At 34.0% G+C, this 16,634-nt stretch carries 14 protein-coding genes; 4 read left to right on the top strand and 10 right to left on the bottom strand.

The annotated features are described in order from the left end of the window. Positions 1-203 precede the first annotated feature (203 nt). From asnB to AB674_RS08130, 5 genes are all read right to left on the bottom strand, one after another. On the bottom strand, positions 204-1,880 hold the full coding sequence (asnB, locus tag AB674_RS08150) for an asparagine synthase B (RefSeq protein ID WP_047775528.1): 1,677 nt from the start codon (positions 1,878-1,880) through the stop codon (positions 204-206). Positions 1,881-2,505: 625 nt separating this feature from the next. Beyond that, positions 2,506-2,955, bottom strand: a complete 450-nt coding sequence (locus AB674_RS08145; RefSeq protein WP_047775527.1) for a hypothetical protein — start codon at positions 2,953-2,955, stop codon at positions 2,506-2,508. A 209-nt stretch (positions 2,956-3,164) separates the two neighbouring features. Further along, positions 3,165-4,919, bottom strand: a complete 1,755-nt coding sequence (locus tag AB674_RS08140) for a TonB-dependent receptor (RefSeq protein ID WP_047775772.1) — start codon at positions 4,917-4,919, stop codon at positions 3,165-3,167. A 121-nt stretch (positions 4,920-5,040) separates the two neighbouring features. Further along, the gene (locus tag AB674_RS08135) at positions 5,041-5,904 is read right to left on the bottom strand and encodes a PhzF family phenazine biosynthesis protein (RefSeq protein ID WP_047775525.1); all 864 of its coding nucleotides are present in this window, start codon (positions 5,902-5,904) and stop codon (positions 5,041-5,043) included. Positions 5,905-6,029: 125 nt separating this feature from the next. Then, the gene (locus AB674_RS08130) at positions 6,030-9,044 is read right to left on the bottom strand and encodes a tetratricopeptide repeat protein (RefSeq protein ID WP_047775524.1); all 3,015 of its coding nucleotides are present in this window, start codon (positions 9,042-9,044) and stop codon (positions 6,030-6,032) included. A 239-nt stretch (positions 9,045-9,283) separates the two neighbouring features. Here AB674_RS08130 and AB674_RS08125 point away from each other — a divergent pair, with 239 nt between their 5' ends. Together AB674_RS08125 and AB674_RS08120 are read left to right on the top strand one after the other, a co-directional pair. Further along, entirely contained in the window at positions 9,284-9,967 is a 684-nt protein-coding gene (locus tag AB674_RS08125) for a cell division ATP-binding protein FtsE (protein WP_047775522.1), read from the top strand. Continuing rightward, positions 9,967-10,848: a glycosyltransferase family 2 protein gene (locus tag AB674_RS08120; RefSeq protein WP_047775521.1), complete on the top strand. Its 882-nt coding sequence runs from the start codon at positions 9,967-9,969 to the stop codon at positions 10,846-10,848. Before AB674_RS08125 ends, AB674_RS08120 begins: the two co-directional genes overlap by 1 nt. Here AB674_RS08120 and AB674_RS08115 read toward each other — a convergent pair. Both AB674_RS08115 and AB674_RS08110 read right to left on the bottom strand, forming a co-directional pair. Further along, a complete protein-coding gene (locus tag AB674_RS08115) occupies positions 10,845-11,936 on the bottom strand; it encodes a glycosyltransferase family 4 protein (protein ID WP_047775519.1) in 1,092 nt (363 codons plus the stop codon). The genes AB674_RS08120 and AB674_RS08115 overlap by 4 nt on opposite strands. Continuing rightward, positions 11,933-12,325: a sugar 3,4-ketoisomerase gene (locus tag AB674_RS08110; protein ID WP_047775517.1), complete on the bottom strand. Its 393-nt coding sequence runs from the start codon at positions 12,323-12,325 to the stop codon at positions 11,933-11,935. The genes AB674_RS08115 and AB674_RS08110 overlap by 4 nt, the downstream gene beginning before the upstream one ends. Positions 12,326-12,410: 85 nt before the next feature. Between AB674_RS08110 and AB674_RS08105 the strand changes: the two genes are divergently transcribed. Beyond that, positions 12,411-13,322, top strand: a complete 912-nt coding sequence (locus tag AB674_RS08105) for a glycosyltransferase family 2 protein (protein ID WP_047775516.1) — start codon at positions 12,411-12,413, stop codon at positions 13,320-13,322. 92 nt (positions 13,323-13,414) lie between these two features. Here AB674_RS08105 and AB674_RS08100 read toward each other — a convergent pair whose 3' ends face one another. Further along, entirely contained in the window at positions 13,415-13,711 is a 297-nt protein-coding gene (locus AB674_RS08100; RefSeq protein ID WP_131701528.1) for a hypothetical protein, read from the bottom strand. Here AB674_RS08100 and AB674_RS08095 point away from each other — a divergent pair, their 5' ends adjacent. After that, positions 13,712-13,900 carry a hypothetical protein gene (locus AB674_RS08095; protein WP_047775513.1) on the top strand — a complete coding sequence of 63 codons (189 nt, stop codon included), beginning with the start codon at positions 13,712-13,714 and terminating at the stop codon, positions 13,898-13,900. Between the two features lie 172 nt (positions 13,901-14,072). Here AB674_RS08095 and AB674_RS08090 read toward each other — a convergent pair whose 3' ends face one another. Both AB674_RS08090 and AB674_RS08085 read right to left on the bottom strand, forming a co-directional pair. Then, entirely contained in the window at positions 14,073-14,477 is a 405-nt protein-coding gene (locus tag AB674_RS08090; protein WP_131701527.1) for a hypothetical protein, read from the bottom strand. A gap of 646 nt (positions 14,478-15,123) precedes the next feature. Continuing rightward, positions 15,124-16,569 (bottom strand): lipopolysaccharide biosynthesis protein, encoded by a 1,446-nt coding sequence (locus tag AB674_RS08085; protein WP_047775510.1) that lies wholly within the window; start codon positions 16,567-16,569, stop codon positions 15,124-15,126. Positions 16,570-16,634: the final 65 nt, after the last annotated feature.

The following is a 16,634-nucleotide window of genomic DNA, read 5'->3' as shown; positions in this document are numbered from 1 at the left end:
AACATAAACCTCATTTTATGCCACTTTCTAAATTAAACTTACATCACTCTCTTGAGTAATGTCAAATATAAAAAAGAAAGTTAAATAATTCCCAAATTATTATCTCAAGTAGCTGAAATAATACAATTTATTATCCTAAACCAAGAAAACGTCCTTACAATTAAGAACGTCTTTCCTGATACTAATTAATAAACAAAACCCCTTTATGCTTTAGCGTAGGCATCATCATGAACGCTGGCAACAGCTCTTCCTGATGGATCATTCATGTTTTTGAAAGCCTCATCCCACTCCAAAGCGATTTTGGTACTACAAGCTACACTGGCTTCCTGAGGTACGCATAATGCTGCTGCATCACTTGGGAAGTGTTCTGCAAAAATAGAACGGTAGTAATATTCTTCTTTTGAAGTTGGCGTCTGCAACGGAAATTTAAATCTGGCATTTGCCAATTGTTCATCTGAAACTTCTCTTGCTACTACTTCTTTCAAAGTATCAATCCAGCTGTATCCTACTCCATCAGAAAATTGTTCTTTTTGCCTCCACGCCACACTCTCCGGTAACATTTCTTCAAAAGCTTTACGAACCACCCATTTTTCCATTGGGTGTTCTTTGTTGATCATTTTATCTTGTGGGTTGATGCGCATGGCAACATCCATAAATTCTTTATCTAAAAATGGTACACGTCCTTCGATTCCCCAAGCTGCCAAACTTTTGTTGGCACGTAAACAATCGTACATATGTAGTTTCCCTAATTTGCGTACGTTTTCTTCGTGAAATTCTCTTGCGTTTGGTGCTTTATGAAAGTATAAATAACCTCCAAACAATTCATCAGCTCCTTCTCCCGAAAGGACCATTTTGATCCCCATTGATTTAATAACTCTCGCCATCAACCACATTGGAGTCGATGCTCGCACTGTAGTTACATCATACGTTTCCAGGTTATAAATCACATCACGAACTGCATCTAAGCCTTCCTGAATTGTAAACTTAATTTCATGGTGAATAGTTCCGATATGATCTGCAACAACTCTCGCAGCTGCCAAATCAGGTGAACCTTCCAGTCCAACTGAAAAAGAATGTAATTGTGGGTACCAGGCATCAGTAGTATCGTCTGACTCAATACGTTTTTGTGCATATTTTTTAGCTACTGCTGAAGTAATAGAAGAATCTAAACCTCCGGAAAGTAAAACTCCGTAAGGAACATCACTCATCAGTTGTCTGTGAACGGCTGCTTCCAATGCTTTTTTAATTTCAGGAATACTTGTTTCGTTGTCTTTTACCGCATCGTAGTCCGTCCAGTCTCTTTTGTACCATTGCACAAATTCACCGTCTTTACTAGTCATATAATGTCCCGGAGGAAACAATTCAATTTTTGTACAGTACCCTTCTAACGCTTTCAATTCTGATGCTACATAAAAAGTTCCATCCTGATCCCAACCAATGTATAACGGAATAATTCCCATATGATCACGAGCGATAAAGTACTCATCTTTGTCTACATCATAAATTGCAAATCCGAAGATTCCGTTCATTTCGTCAATAAAATGAGGGCCTTTTTCTTGATAAAGTGCTAAAATAACTTCGCAGTCACTTTCGGTTTGAAAGTCGTATTTTCCTTCAAATTGTTTGCGTAATTCTCTGTGGTTATAGATTTCACCGTTTGCTGCCAAAACCAATTTTTTATCTGCTGTAAACAAAGGTTGTTTCCCCGAAGCCGGATCTACAATTGCCAAACGCTCATGAGATAAAATTGCTTTATCGTTGCTATAAATACCACTCCAGTCCGGTCCACGGTGACGGATGATTTTAGACATTTCTAAAACTTGAGGTCTTAAACTTTCTGCTTTTTGCTTCAGATCAAAGGCACATACAATTCCACACATAACTATATCTTTTTATTTTATAAATTTTATTTTGATAAGGCAAAGATGCAGTAATGGTTACAATTGAAAAACACAAAAGCTAATTTCAGTTATAATTTAAAACCATAAAATCAATTTTACATATAAAATGTAAAATTTTAGTATAAAAAACAGGTTGGAACTTAAAAATTTTAATTTCAGGAGGAGAAACAATTTAAAACACAGCATTTTTTAGAAAAGTTCAAAACTATTTCCAGTGTATTTTATTTTTTGATGAGAAATCTACAAAAGGTAAAGAGTAAATATGTAGATTTTGGCCACTAGGTGTGTTAAAGTAGTTTCTTTACAAGTATTTGTCCTGCTTTGTCTGGCTGAGCGGAGTCGAAGCCCTTCTTCTTAAACAAGCCTTCGACTACGCTCAGGATGACAATAGTCTAAAAATAATGATCTTTAGTAAAATCTTTTTTAACCACAAATTGCATAAGAAATTTACGCAAGACACGCAAAAAAACTCAAATGAGCTTACATTACTTATATGTTTCAAAAAAAACACTTATCATAATTGTATCCTGTTCTTATACTTTGCAGCATTATTTGTGAAGATTTCTCATTCTTCGGAATTGACAAAAATTGCTAGTTAATACTATTACAAAACACTTTCAATAGTATAATGCGTTTTATTAATCTCAAATTCAAACCCTACTTTATTGCCCATTAAATGATTCCCCAAAGGAGATTGGGGTGAAAGCGCAATAACGTTTATACCGTCAATTGTAATTTTAGGAAGTGCTACACTGAGGTATAAATAAATTCCATTAGCCTTTACCAAACTCCCTAAAACTATATTTTCTGTACTTTTTGATGCTTCAATTTTATCTAAAACGGCTTTTTGGGTTATGGCTTCTTTTAGTTTATTCGTTAACTTCTCTTGCTCAATATGCATCATCGACAAAGCGGTTTCGTGTTTATCACCGGCTGATCCTTTTGCATCGTTTTTAGAATCTTCGGTCAAAGCCGAAATCATGTCTCTGAAAACATCAATGCGATCTTGAACCATTTGTAGATAATGGGAATATATTTTTTCTTTGAAAGTCATTTTTTTTTGAGGGGCTAAGTTACTGAGGTTCTAAGTTGCTGAGATTTTTGTTTAACCGCAAGGTACGCTAAGGTTTACGCAAAGATCGCAAATTAATCTCATTTTATTTCTAAAAAAAGTTAGCCACGAATTAACGAATAGCATTAAAAAACAATTCGTTAATTCGTGGCTAAAAAAAACTTCGCGCACCTTGCGGTTAAACCCTTTTCTTAAAAGTCGAATTTATAATTCCCTCCTCCTAAAACCTGGAAGCCCTGCACCGGATAATTTAGCCATTTTTCATAGGCCTGATTACCAATATTATTAAGTTTCAAGAAGAAAGTCAAACGTTCGCTGAACTTATACCCTACGTGAGCATTGGCATCAAAATAGCTTTTTAAAGTAACCGGAGTTGCAACGGGTGCAATAGTCAAATTGGTCTGCATGTCTTTACGATCTCCCACATAAAAAACATTTAAACCGGCGTACCATTGTTTTGTAATAGTAACATCCAGATTAGAACTCAATTTAACCGTTGGTAAATTCCATGCTTCTAATTGGCCGTCATTTTTGTAACTATTGAAAGTTCCATTGATTCCAAAACTAACATTCTCGGAAAAATCAGCTTTTAATTCTCCATAAAAACGGAATGTTCTCAGGTCCTGATATACCACTCCAAAAGAGTTTCCGTAAGCATAGTTTTCATTTGAAATAACTTCTGTATAGTCATTACTTTTGAACAAGGCTCTGTCTTTTTCATTCAAATAAGATCCTGTAATGTTGTAATTGATATTATTAGCCAATTTTCCTTTTAAACCTGCAAAAACAGTGTATTGATTGTTTGTAGGTTTCACAGCAAGCGTTGGCGATAAAAACGGATTTTCGGTCACAAAATCAGCATAGGAATTCTGATTTAGTCCACCATTTACTCCCGTATAAAAAATCATCAAATCACCCACTAATTTATAAGAGGCATTTACTTTTGGATACAGATAAAACTTGTTCCCACTGTTTTCAGAATCTAAACCATAAAATATTCCGGCTCCTAATTCCAAGGTCCAATCATTTTCCAGAATCACAAAACTAGGTTCAATTCCAAAATTGGTAAGGCTGTATTTTAAAGGCTTCGTATTATCACGGGCATAATTATTTTCAAACGAGCCGCTTACATGATCAATAATAACATTTGTATTTATAGATTGATCCATTACCTCTACTTTAAACGAAGGCTTTACATAAAACCGGTTTTCAGAAGAAGAAAAACTATCTGAGAAATTAGTAAACCTTGCTTTTACTTTGCTAAAAATGCCTTCATTAAATTCAATATTTCCACCTAAAGAAATAGTATTATAGGAGTGATTCGGATTCATTTTATTCACTAAATCAAAACGTTCACCCGGAAGCAATGTCGCACCGAATTCGGCAGGTAAACCGTACCAATTGTATATTTGATTCTGGTATCCTAAATCTACCGCCCAGGACATATCGCGATTGTCAACACCATACCCAACATTTAAGGCTGTGTCGTAAAATTCATCATTTAATTCTATATCCTTAATACCGCCCTGAGAAGAATGGTGGCGAAACATTCCGGTAATATAATCACTGTTGCCCAGATCCTGCGTTACAAACAATTCCCCATTTAGAGTTCCATAATTTCCAACTCCAACAGTGGCGTAATTACTGAATAAACGCTCTTGTTTTGATTTTTCAACCCCTTCTGCTTTTCCTTTTGAGGGTGTAAAAGTCGAAGCCACCGGAACCGATAAAATACTGTATTTGATCGTTTCCTTAGGTTGATTTCCTGAATCGTCAAGCGAAGGAGTTTCTTTTACTTTAAAGGCATCTGAAATAGTTGGTGAATAAGGTTTTACAACATTTACCGTTTCTGTCCCAATGCTCTCCTCTTTCTTCTGCGAAAAGGAAAGCTGAAAAGCAAACAGCATTATCAAAATGATGGATTTATTCTGGAAATTAATTTTCATATTTCTCTTATTGTGTAAAAGGTGTTTTGTAAAATGTAAAAGGTCTTTTTTAGGCATTTTACATTTCACTTTTCACAAATTACATTTTACATTATCTTATTTCTTAATTTATCTTTCTATTCTAAACTTCCCAATCACCCTTGGCGATAAACTGACTTTTGCCTCCAATTTGTATGGCAAAATTATCTTCTGTTAATGCTCCTTTAAAATAAATCTGCGACGGGCGGTTTATGTAATCCCCCTGCTGATTTATTGTTTCAATCTTAGCCGAGTGGTATTTTAAAAGAAAAGCCTGTAAACACGTACTGGCACTTCCGGTTGCAGCATCTTCAACCAATTGGTTGTGTTCTACGCATAACATTCTACTTATTATTTTTGCATCTTCCCAAACATAAAAATAAAGAGCCCTGTGATTTGTTTTGCAATTCTTTATCAGCCAATCGTTCATTTTATCTTTATCGAGAACCAAAGCTTTTAAGACTTCTGTATTTTTTAAAGGAACAATTACAAAAGCACTTCCAGTTGTCACTTCCTGAATTGGGTATTGCACATCAAAGTCATCACTTTTCAGATTACTGAAGGATAAAAAACCTTCCTTATCAAACACCTCTAAAAACTCCGGTTGAGCCGCTTTTAACCAAATCAAATCCTCTGTTTTATGAATCGGAATTTCACCAATCGGAACCTGAAGTGTAATTGCTTCAGGAGCATTTTGGAATATTTTATGTATCAACACCCAAGAAGTTCCAATAATTGGATGTCCCGCAAACTTCATTTCGTGTGCCGGCGTAAAAATTTTAATCTCTGCTTTATTGTTTTCAAAATCAAGCTTTGTAATAAAAGTGCTTTCAGCGAAATTTATCTCTTTGGCTATTTTTTGCATTTCTTCCGAACTAAGATTACCCGCCTCTAAAAAAACCGCCAACTGATTTCCGGCGTATTTTTTTTCAGCAAAAACATCAATAATATAAAATGGTAAGGTCATGTTTGTAAAATCTATTTTGTGAAATGTACTTTGTGAATTGTAAAATGTATTTTGTGAGTTGCAAAATGGAAAATATTTCACTTTTAACTTTTGACATCTCACATTCAACATTTCACCCAAAAAACCTATTTCGTAATTGATGAATTTGTTTTTGACTCCTCTAACTTAATAACACTTAGTTCTTTTTTAGCTTCCTCTACTACATCCGGATAATCGGTAAAATTGTTAATTACATTATCTAAAATATAAGTCGCCTGATAACTGTCTTTTAATCCGTAGAAATTTTCGGCCATCAAAACCAGACTCTTTGCTCCGTAATATTTATAAGCGGAGTAGCTTTTGGCTAATTTCTGAACGGAAACATTTGAGGCTTCAAATTTGCCTTCTTTCGTTTTAAAATAGGCATCATAATACAAGGCTTCGGCCGCTAATTCTCCTTTTGACGTTGCAGACAATTTTGCATACGCTGCTTTTGCTTTGTCCTGATCTCCGGTTTGCATGGCAGCACGTGCTACAATAATTTGTGCATCTGATTTTACATTGGCATCAGCTTTAGGATTTTGCAACACCTTATCTGCATAAATTACCGAATTATTATAATCTTTTTTATCATAATAACACTTCATTAAATTCGCCTGAGCGAAAGTTTTATTCTGAGGAAAGTCGGCTTCATCCTCTAAACGAACCAATACCGGAATTGCTTTGTCACAGTCTTTTGCTTTTAGGAAAATCTGAGACAATCGGCTTAACGACTGTTCTGTAAATTCATTTCTTGGCTGATCAATCACATATTGGTAATTGGCTACCGATTTACTTTCAGAACCTTCTGCATAATACAACTGTGCTACGTAAAAATTAGCCTCCACTGCATGAATCCCGGATGGAAATTTAGCAATGTAACCTGCAAGACCTGTAATAGCGGCTTTGCTGTTATTTTGACTGTATTGTTTAAAAGCTCCTTCGTAAGTATCGTTATCCAATTCTGCATCTGTAACCGCAACAAAGTCCAATGTTCGTACCCAAGTAGCATATTCATCTACTTTTCCTGAATCAACGTAGATTAATCTTGCTGTTGAAACCGCTTCTAAAGCTTCTGATGTTTTTGGAAATTCAGCCGCCACTTTTTTAAATTTAACTAAAGCCTGTTCGTCACGATCTGTATTGTAATAAATCAAACCTTGCTTCAGAATAGATTTTGAAGTAAACGAACCGTTTTTGTACTCGGAAATTAACTGATCGTACGTTTTAATCGCTGAATCATTCTTTTTCTGAGCTACATAAGTATTTCCCAATTCATACAAAACATCATCTCGGTACGATGATTTTTTGTACATCAGTAGGAAATTATTCAGTTCCTCTATTTTTTTGTCATTTTTAGACATAAAACCATACGAAAGTGCTTTTTGATATTGTGCATAATCGGCATCAACGCCTTTTGCATCAATTGCTTTTGCATAAGCTTCCATTGCAGGAGCATACTTTGCAGTTACAAATCGGCAATCTCCTAAGCGCAAATACGAATCATTCAAACGTACTTTGTCTTCTTTTGAATTGTCAATTTGTGCCTGAAAAGAATTTCCGGCCTGATCGTACTCTTTTAGTTTAAAATAAGCGTAAGCAATATTGTAGTTAATGTTTTTGTATTCTTCTGTCGTTTTAGCACCCGCCAAACCAGCAAATTGTTTGTAACTCAACAATGCTGATTGAAAATCGTCGGTAACATATTCTGATTCTGCCTTCCAGAAAGTCGCACGTGCTGTAAACTCAGGATTCTTTTGCTCTTTGACCGCATTATTGAACATCTTTAATGCTTCTGCATAATTCGATTCCGAATACAATTCCAGACCTCTGTAAAAAAGCACTTTTTGGTAAGCTAATTTATTTTCCGCAGATCTGTTTTTCTCTAATAAAACCAAGGCTTCTTTATAATTTTTAGAAGAGATATAAGAATCAACCAATAATTTTTCTACTTCCCCTTTACTGGAATTGTTTGGATATTTTTTCAAAAAATCAAGCAAAATTCCCGGAACCGTTTGATATGCATTCCCGATTTCATAGCTCAACTTAGCGTAATTCAAAGCGGCATCTTCCTGAATTTGAGTATTGAACTCCATTTCAGACGCATTTTTAAAAGCATTCAGAGCTTCTTGTTTTTTACCCGTATTCAGGTAACTTAAACCTAAATGGTAGTAGGCATTTTGCGCAACGAAATCTTTTCCTTCAATAATTTTATTAAATTGAGATATAGCACTTTCGTAGTTTTTTTGCTCGTAATAGGCATACCCTAACTGATAAAAATCGGTGTTGTTCCACTTTCCTTTTTTTCCTTTGTATTCTTCTAAAAACGGAATCGCTTTGTCGTATTGTTTTAGATTGAAATAACACTCTCCGATGATTTTATTCAATTCTGATTTTTCAATTTCATTTGATTTATTCATTGCTTTTTGCCCTAAATCAATTGCTTTTTGAAAATTTCCTAATTTAAAATTCATATCAGCCTGATAGTATGAAAGCTTTTCCTTGTACTTTTCTTCGCCTGAAACCTCATCAAAATATTTGGTTGCTTCTTTATAATCATCGCCTTCATAGGCCATAAATCCTAAGTAATATTTGGCCTGAGAACCAAACTCGGCGGAATTAACCACTTTATTAAAATACGTGGTGGCTTCCTTCTTCTTTTTAGCATTAAAATAGCTGTAGCCTTTTTGAAAATTAAACTTATCCAAATCAGACTTGCTCATGTAACTTTCATCAACTTTATCAAACCATTGTAACGCTTTTGGATAATTTCCCTGCTCAAAGAAAAAATGAGCAACTTCAATATAAGCCTGATTCTGCTTAGTACTGGTTGGATAATCGGTTACAAACTTTTCCATCAGCTCATCTGCATTTGGCTGATTGGTTCTAATGGCACAGTTGGCGATATAATAAGCACAATCGGACTGAACTTCTTCTGTCGTTGCATTGTTTTTTACATATTCAAAAATAGGTTTTGCCGAAGCATATTGTTTGTCTTTGTATAAAGCCAGTGCTTTGTCAAAATCCTTTAAATCGTAGGTATAAATAGCTGATTTTTGTGCCGAAACCGTCGTCGAAATAAGGATAATTTGGAATAAAAAGAACCAGGAAAGTCTACGCATTTTAGTTTTATTTAGTATTCAAATTTATCATTTTCTACCGTTTATAACGAAACGTTTCAATCTTTTATTATGATTCTTTTTTTTAATGGTGCTTATTTAACAGCTTATTAATCCTCAAAATATTGGTTCTCAAATGTTCTAAAACTATTATTTTTTATAACGTTTTCTTCAGAAATGATTAAAATTTATTTTGAATCCAACCGTTATCTTATTACTTTTACCATTCAAATCAATTTATTATGTCACAAACCGTACTGTCTCTTAAAGAAGTAACTATATATCAGGAAGGAAGAAAAATTTTATCTCATATTAATTTAGATGTCCAACATGGAGAATTCATCTACATTATTGGAAAAACGGGTTCCGGAAAAAGTAGCTTCATGAAAACTTTATACGGTGATTTGCCTTTAAGCGAAGGAGAAGGTCACATTGTTGAATTTGATTTGGCAGCTTTAAAAGAAAGCGAAATCCCTTTTTTGAGACGTAAAATCGGAATCGTATTTCAGGATTTCAAATTGCTACCGGACCGCTCTGTAAAAGACAATATGCTTTTCGTTCTAAAAGCAACGGGCTGGCATGAAAAAGAGGCAATGGAGCACAAAATTGATGAAGTTTTGGACAAAGTAGGAATGAAGGAATTTGTGAACAAAATGCCACACCAACTCTCGGGAGGTGAACAACAACGTGTTGCGATCGCAAGAGCTCTATTAAACGATCCTGAATTTATTCTGGCCGATGAACCAACCGGAAACCTTGATCCGCAAACAAGTTCTGAGGTTTTGGAGGTATTGAAAAAAATCAATGCTAACGGTAAAACGATTATCATGGCCACTCACGATTATGCTTTATTGATGAAATTCCCTTCGAAAACATTAAAATGTGAAGATGAGAGGATTTTTGAGGTGGTGCAACGCAGTGTGTAATGCTTTCTATCTTAATTCCGGTTTACAATTACAATGTTTTTACGCTGGTAGAAATACTAAACAAACAAACGCTGGAATGCGATATCGTCTTTGAAATTATCTGTCTGGATGATGCTTCTGAGTATTTTTTAGCTGAAAACAAAAAGATCAATCAATTTAAGAACGCGTCTTATTCGGTTTTAGAAAAAAATATCGGAAGAAGTGCTATTCGGAATTTACTGGCTCAAAAAGCAAGTTATGAAAACCTGCTTTTTCTCGATGCCGATACCATTCCTGCTTCTGAAAATTATATTTCAAATTATATTTCACAGATCAATAACGCCGAAAAAATTGTTTACGGTGGAATCCTCTACGAAGACATAAAACCTTCCAAAAATGAAATTCTACGTTGGATTTACGGCATAAAAAGAGAAGCTTTAAAGGTCTCCGATCGAAACAGCAACTCTTATCTTTCCTTTCTGACTTTAAATTTCCTGATCAAAAAAAGTGTTTTTTCAAAAGTTACTTTTAACGAAGACATCCCGAATCTGAGACACGAAGACACGCTCTTTTCGTTTGATTTAATGCAAAAACAGATTAAGATTGTACATTTTGAAAATCCTGTTTATCATTTAGGTTTAGAAAGCAGCGAAACCTTTCTGAGAAAATCGGAAGAAGCTGTTTTAGCCTTAAAAAACTTAATCGATTCTAACCTGATTTCAACGGAATATGTGAAGTTGTCTCATTATTTCCAAATTCTCAAAAAATCTCATCTAAGGCCTTTAACTGCTTTTGGATTCCGTCTTTTCAAACCTTTACTTAAAAGACAGCTGTTAGGAAAACATCCGTCTCTTTTTATTTTTGATCTTTATCGATTGGGGTATTATTGCAACGCCAATTAGGTATGTACAATTGCTTCGAATAAAACTTTCCATTGCTGCATGATGGTATCTAAATCATATTTTCCGATACTTTTTATTGCTTTCTGCCCCATTTCTATTCGCAAATTTTCATCTTCCATTAATAAAACTAATTTCTCCACAAAAGAGTCTTTATTACCCTCTTCAATAAGAAATCCATTTTCATTATTTTGTATGATTGCTTTGGGACCAACCGGGCAATCGTAAGCGATGCAAGGCAAACCGGTCGCCATTGCTTCCAGTAAAACCATTGGTAAGGCTTCATTTCTGGAAGTCATTGCCAATATAGACGCTTCTGTATATTTTTGCTGTATGTTTTGAACCGGCTTAAAAAAAGTTACTGTTTTGTCAATCTGCAACTTTTTGGCTAAGTCTTCTAATCCTAAACTTTTCTCTTGTTTTCCATAAATCTCCAAGGTCCAGTCCGGTTGCTTTTCCGCCACTGATTTCCATATTTGCAATAATCGGTCGATTCCTTTTTCATGCGAATGCCTAGCCACGGCAATAACTTTTTTTGCCTTTAAATCTGAAAAAGATTTTGTTTCAATCCATAACGGATTAGGAATAACAATACCATTTTTAAGCGACCATTCTCCCAGGCTTTCATTTGATAATGCTACAAAATAAAAAAATTGAGAAGCACAATAATTTCGATATCTATATTTGAATGTGTTAGTAAATCCAAAAAAACGAGAAGTCTTGTATTCATTAAATCTAGAACCGTGCGCCTCAAAAAGAACAGGGATTTTTGTATTTATCAGTAATGGAATTGAAAATGATTTTAAGGCAAAATCACAAACAATAATACAATCGGGCTGTATCATTTCTATATATTCCTCCAGTTCTTTTTTGTAGCGGAATAAATTGAGCACCTTATTACCTTTTAATACAATATCATAGAAATCAATTTGTTTGTTAAATTCAAAAAAAAGATTTTCATCTCCTCCGTTTTGAGTAATAACCGCTATTTTATAACCAAATTTCTCAATCAGGTAGTTGGTTTTTACGGCAAGTACTCTTTGCACTCCTCCTTCTTCATTTGCTCTTTGTGTAATATAGAGTAGCTTCATTTTTTTGATGTCAAAAATTCTTCGTAGTCCCTGATGTAATCGCTTTCTTCAAAAACTTCTGAAGCCAGAACAAGGCAAACTGCTCCAGAAGAGAAATTTTCGAGTTCACGCCATGTATTATTTTTAATCAGTAATCCTTTGTCGGGTTTATTTAAAACTACCTTTTTTTCTATTTCACCGTCTTTTAAAATCACATCAAAACTTCCTGAAATTGCGATTAAAATTTGCTGCAATTTTTTATGCGAATGACCGCCTCTCTTAGAAGAACTTGGAATATCATATAAATAATAAACTCTTTTGATTTCGAAAGGAATTGTATCATCTTCAATTACGGCAATATTTCCTAAAACATTTTCAATTTTCGGAAAATCAATCATAACTATATTCATAATCTTATTTCAATTTATATTTGTTAAGCAATATCACCATCGATTCCTTACTTTCGTATCAAATATATAACTCTTTAAAAACAATATGCAAGATAAATTAGTCGTCACCGTTATTTGCTTGTGTTACAACCATGAGAATTTTGTAACGGAGAGCTTATTTTCAGTAATTTATCAAAATTATGCATTTATTGAATTGATAATCGTAGACGACTGCAGCACCGATAATTCTAAAAAAACAATTGAAAAATGGCTTACAGACTATCCAAAAGCTAAATTTATCGCGAATGAAACCAACTTAGGGAACACAAAATCATTTAACAAAGCACTAAAATTAGCCAAAGGAGATTTTATTATAGATTTGGCTGCAGATGATATTTTAGCACCCAATTGCATTTCGTTGCAACTTGAAACTTTCAAGAAAAGTACTTTCACCAATCTGGGCGTCGTTTACGGAAATGCCGAGTTGATCACTGAAAAAGGCGAATTTGATTCTTATTATTTCCCTATAGATCAAGATCGCAAAACGATCCCAAAAAAGCAAACCGGTGACATTTATTGTAGTGTTCTCTCAGGTTTAGACAGTATTTGTTCTGTTTCTGCAATGACAAAAAAATCCGTTTATGATACGCTAAAAGGTTATGATGAAACACTTGCCTATGAGGATTTAGATTTTTGGATACGCTCCTCCCGTTTGTATGAATTTGATTTTATTGATGAAATTTTAATTAAAAAAAGAATTTCAGACAATTCATTAACCAACAGTTTTTATGACAATCGAAAACCAAGATTTCGAGAAATAAACTTGTCCACCTATAGAATTCTAAAAAAAGCCATTCATTTAAACAGAACAAAAAAAGAAGATCTAGCGATTCAAAAAAGAGTCCATCACGAAATTGTTCATACTTTTAAAATAAGGGATTATAGTTTATTTTGTAAAAATATAGGACTTCGATTTTGGTTGTTTTACAGGATAAACTTTAAAAAATACTCCGTTTAATTAATAGTCGAAAAATCTCAAAAGAAAATATTGTGATAATAAAACGCAGCAAGACTTTTATTGGTTCTTTAATCTTTTACTAAAAAAAGGCTCTAATTAAATTCCATATCCAAACATCGAACGGCATCCAATTTTACAAAATACAGCATTTGAAGCTCTAATAAATTTGAGTTTGGGTGAAATTTTTCTTCAAATTCTCCATTTTTAGCTCCATTAGCACCTCCTACTTGCACCTGAGACCTAGTTTCGTTGGCAATCATGTCAGATGTAAAAAGGCCACGAACTTCTTTTTTTATTTTAGTTACTGAACTATTAGTTATTTCAGGAACACCGTTTGGATCAGATAAACTAGATCGTATTAAATTTAGTTGTTCAATTCTATGTATCACATGATTCAATCCAGCAACTATAAAGCCTACTCCCTTGTAACCATAGAAGATAAAACTCTTGTGGAGCAAGTTAAATTGATTCAGGAACTTGAACCCGAAGAAAAAAACATGGTATTCAAAATGGTCGATACCTTTTTAACCCAAAAGAAATTTAAAGACTTCTTTGCTAAAAATATTGCATCTTTTTAAAACAAATTATCTCATTATTAAATAAACATATAAAACTTTATAAATTATAATAACAAAAAAAGTTACGCAAATTCAAGTAAATTTGCGCAACTTTCTATTTAAGAACCCATTTCTCAGCAATTACTTTTCAAGTAGTTACATTGATATTCTACAGAACAACTAATCCGAAATACTACCTATTCTCAAGAGATATAACCTCTATATTAACTTCTTGACCGTTCTTTAATTTTTCTTTGGTGAATGCTTCAGAAAAGTTAGCTGAACCATAAATATTGGGGCCATGAAGCATAAACTTATACCCTTTGGTCGGATTAATTTTAATTTTAATCGACCCTGAAGAATCTGTTACATATTCTCCAACTTTATTAAAACTCTTCATTAAATAACCATTCTCCTGTACGCTAACTTCGATAGTGTCAAAAATATTAACTCGGGACTTTCTGGTTTCACTATCAATTGAATTTATTTTTATAGTAATTTGATTTTCTAAATTATTTTTTTTGTTACAACTTAAAATTAAAAAAAACATCATCAGAATATATAATACTATTTTTGTTTTAAGGATGTTTGATTGCATAATCTGTTATATTTATGTGATTAATTAGTACTCCACTCCTATAATACTGTCCCGTTAAATTAACATTATTAACTACAGGCCATTGAAAACTCCCACTTACAGAACTACCCTGAAACGGATTGTCAGCGAATTCTAATCTATAAGCAAAATGTGCGCTATCTGTTGGATTTCTTTGATAATAATTAAATACCGCCCGTCACTGCTCCCTGCCAAAAATCACCTCCTGTCAACTCAGCACCTACACCACCACTTTAGGCACCAAATACTATTGTAGCAACAGCGCTTTTAGCAAATTTACCCACTCCGGCACTCCTGGCTGTTGCACCCAGACTACCGAAAAATCCTGCAGTCGCTCTGCTTAAGAAACCTACTCAACCGGATTGAATCATTTTCATAGCATCTTGTACCACAACATATACTGTTCCCAGCACCAAAAATTAGGCACTTCGAAAATTTGACACAAACACCTTCGTTGGCACCCGTTCTTGCGGCCGTAAAGCAACTTCCTATCGACTCCCGATACTGCTCCCTAAAAAGCTGATTTTAGGATTCCGGATAAAGTCACTTTTTTTAATTTCAATAAAATAGTGACTCCATAAAACATCGTACATACTAAATCGACACCAACTTTATCTCCAATAATCCCTCACCTTTTCTTCAACTTCAAAAACAATTGCCAAACCTCTTTTAGCTCCTCTAATTTCAATAACCAACAAATAAACAAATAGGTTATCGGTCCAAGAATAGCGCCTAAAAATAATTGTAAGACCAAATTCTCTATAAAGTAAATCATACTATATACTAAAATCGACATTCCTATCGTAGCAACAATAAAAGGCAGCGTGTCTTTTATTTGCCTAATTGCTCCATAACCATACAATTTTCCTGGCAAGTAAGCATTGAAGACAAAAAACAAAGCCGATGTAACAACATGCCCGATTACAATAGCTTTTACACCTAAAGGAATGGTAATAATCATAGCTAATACTGTGAAAGGCAGCTTAGACAAATCTACCTTTAGAAACAAATCAGAACGTCCGATTGCATTTAGTAAATTTAAATTTATGGCACTCATAGGAAGAAAAACACGTGAAAAAACGATCCATTGCAAAAGTGGAATTAAAGAAATCCATTTTTCGGTAAGAACTATTACAACAATTGGTTTGGCCAACAACGCGATGAGCGTCATTGGTGGGATAATCACAAAAGCAGACATTCGAATCATTCTGCTGTAAATAGAAACCAATTTCTCTTTATCATGTTGTACTATAGCAAGAATTGGAAATGTGGCCTGTTGCAGAATACTTGTAATTGTACCTGCCGCTATATCAGCAAAACTCTTTGCTCTGGTATAATACCCTAATGAAACCGTTGAGTAAAACTTACCTAAACAAATTGTATATACATTATTTAAAATCTGAGCATACAAACCAGCTGCTAGTAATTTTGAACCATAACCAAATAATGATTTAAATGATTTTCTTGAAAAAGCAATAGAAGGAACCCAATTACTAAAAAACCATAAAGACACAGACGAAGCAAAAGAACCAATCAATATTTGAACAACCAAAGACCAGACTTCATATCCATTTATAGCAGCCAGCACCCCACATACGCCTCCTGAAAGCATTCCGATTACATTACTTTTTGCTATAGATTTGAAATCAACTGCAATTGTTAATTTCGTTCGCTGAACGATTGCAAAAGCATTTATAAGCAGACTTAAACTCAGCATTCTCGCCAGATTTGTTAATTGAGGTTGTTCAAAAAAAGAGGCGATAAATGGTGCTGATAGAAATAACAGCAAATAAAAAAAACTACTTACAGCCAAATTGAAAACAAATAGGGTCGAAAAATCAACCTCTTTCCTGTCTTGACGTTGAATTAGTCCGATGTTCAATCCACTTTCAATAAAAGTTTGTGATAAAGCTATAAAAATGGTTAACATGCCTATTAAACCAAAATCTTCGGGAACCAAAATTCTGGCAAGTATGATACTCGCTATAAACTGTCCGAATTGAACAGCAAATTTATCCACCGCTGACCAAAAAATTCCTTTTGTTGCGGCTAATTTTATAGAAGTATTTTGCATTTAAGACAATTAAAATTTAGTTGTATTTAACTTTTTTCAATCCAATTATGACTTTTATCCTCATT

Source organism: Flavobacterium sp. ABG (assembly GCF_001027725.1).
Classification (GTDB): Bacteria; Bacteroidota; Bacteroidia; order Flavobacteriales; family Flavobacteriaceae; genus Flavobacterium; species Flavobacterium cupriresistens.
Note: the sequence above shows the minus strand (reverse complement) of the source record. Positions and strands in the feature narration are given on the sequence as shown.

Coding starts and splice junctions, on each gene's coding strand:
- asnB (WP_047775528.1), bottom strand. CDS start 1,880: ATGTGTGGAATTGTATGTGCCTTTGATCTGAAGCAAAAAGCAGAAAGT.
- AB674_RS08145 (WP_047775527.1), bottom strand. CDS start 2,955: ATGACTTTCAAAGAAAAAATATATTCCCATTATCTACAAATGGTTCAA.
- AB674_RS08140 (WP_047775772.1), bottom strand. CDS start 4,919: ATGAAAATTAATTTCCAGAATAAATCCATCATTTTGATAATGCTGTTT.
- AB674_RS08135 (WP_047775525.1), bottom strand. CDS start 5,904: ATGACCTTACCATTTTATATTATTGATGTTTTTGCTGAAAAAAAATAC.
- AB674_RS08130 (WP_047775524.1), bottom strand. CDS start 9,044: ATGCGTAGACTTTCCTGGTTCTTTTTATTCCAAATTATCCTTATTTCG.
- AB674_RS08125 (WP_047775522.1), top strand. CDS start 9,284: ATGTCACAAACCGTACTGTCTCTTAAAGAAGTAACTATATATCAGGAA.
- AB674_RS08120 (WP_047775521.1), top strand. CDS start 9,967: ATGCTTTCTATCTTAATTCCGGTTTACAATTACAATGTTTTTACGCTG.
- AB674_RS08115 (WP_047775519.1), bottom strand. CDS start 11,936: ATGAAGCTACTCTATATTACACAAAGAGCAAATGAAGAAGGAGGAGTG.
- AB674_RS08110 (WP_047775517.1), bottom strand. CDS start 12,325: ATGAATATAGTTATGATTGATTTTCCGAAAATTGAAAATGTTTTAGGA.
- AB674_RS08105 (WP_047775516.1), top strand. CDS start 12,411: ATGCAAGATAAATTAGTCGTCACCGTTATTTGCTTGTGTTACAACCAT.
- AB674_RS08095 (WP_047775513.1), top strand. CDS start 13,712: ATGATTCAATCCAGCAACTATAAAGCCTACTCCCTTGTAACCATAGAA.
- AB674_RS08090 (WP_131701527.1), bottom strand. CDS start 14,477: ATGCAATCAAACATCCTTAAAACAAAAATAGTATTATATATTCTGATG.
- AB674_RS08085 (WP_047775510.1), bottom strand. CDS start 16,569: ATGCAAAATACTTCTATAAAATTAGCCGCAACAAAAGGAATTTTTTGG.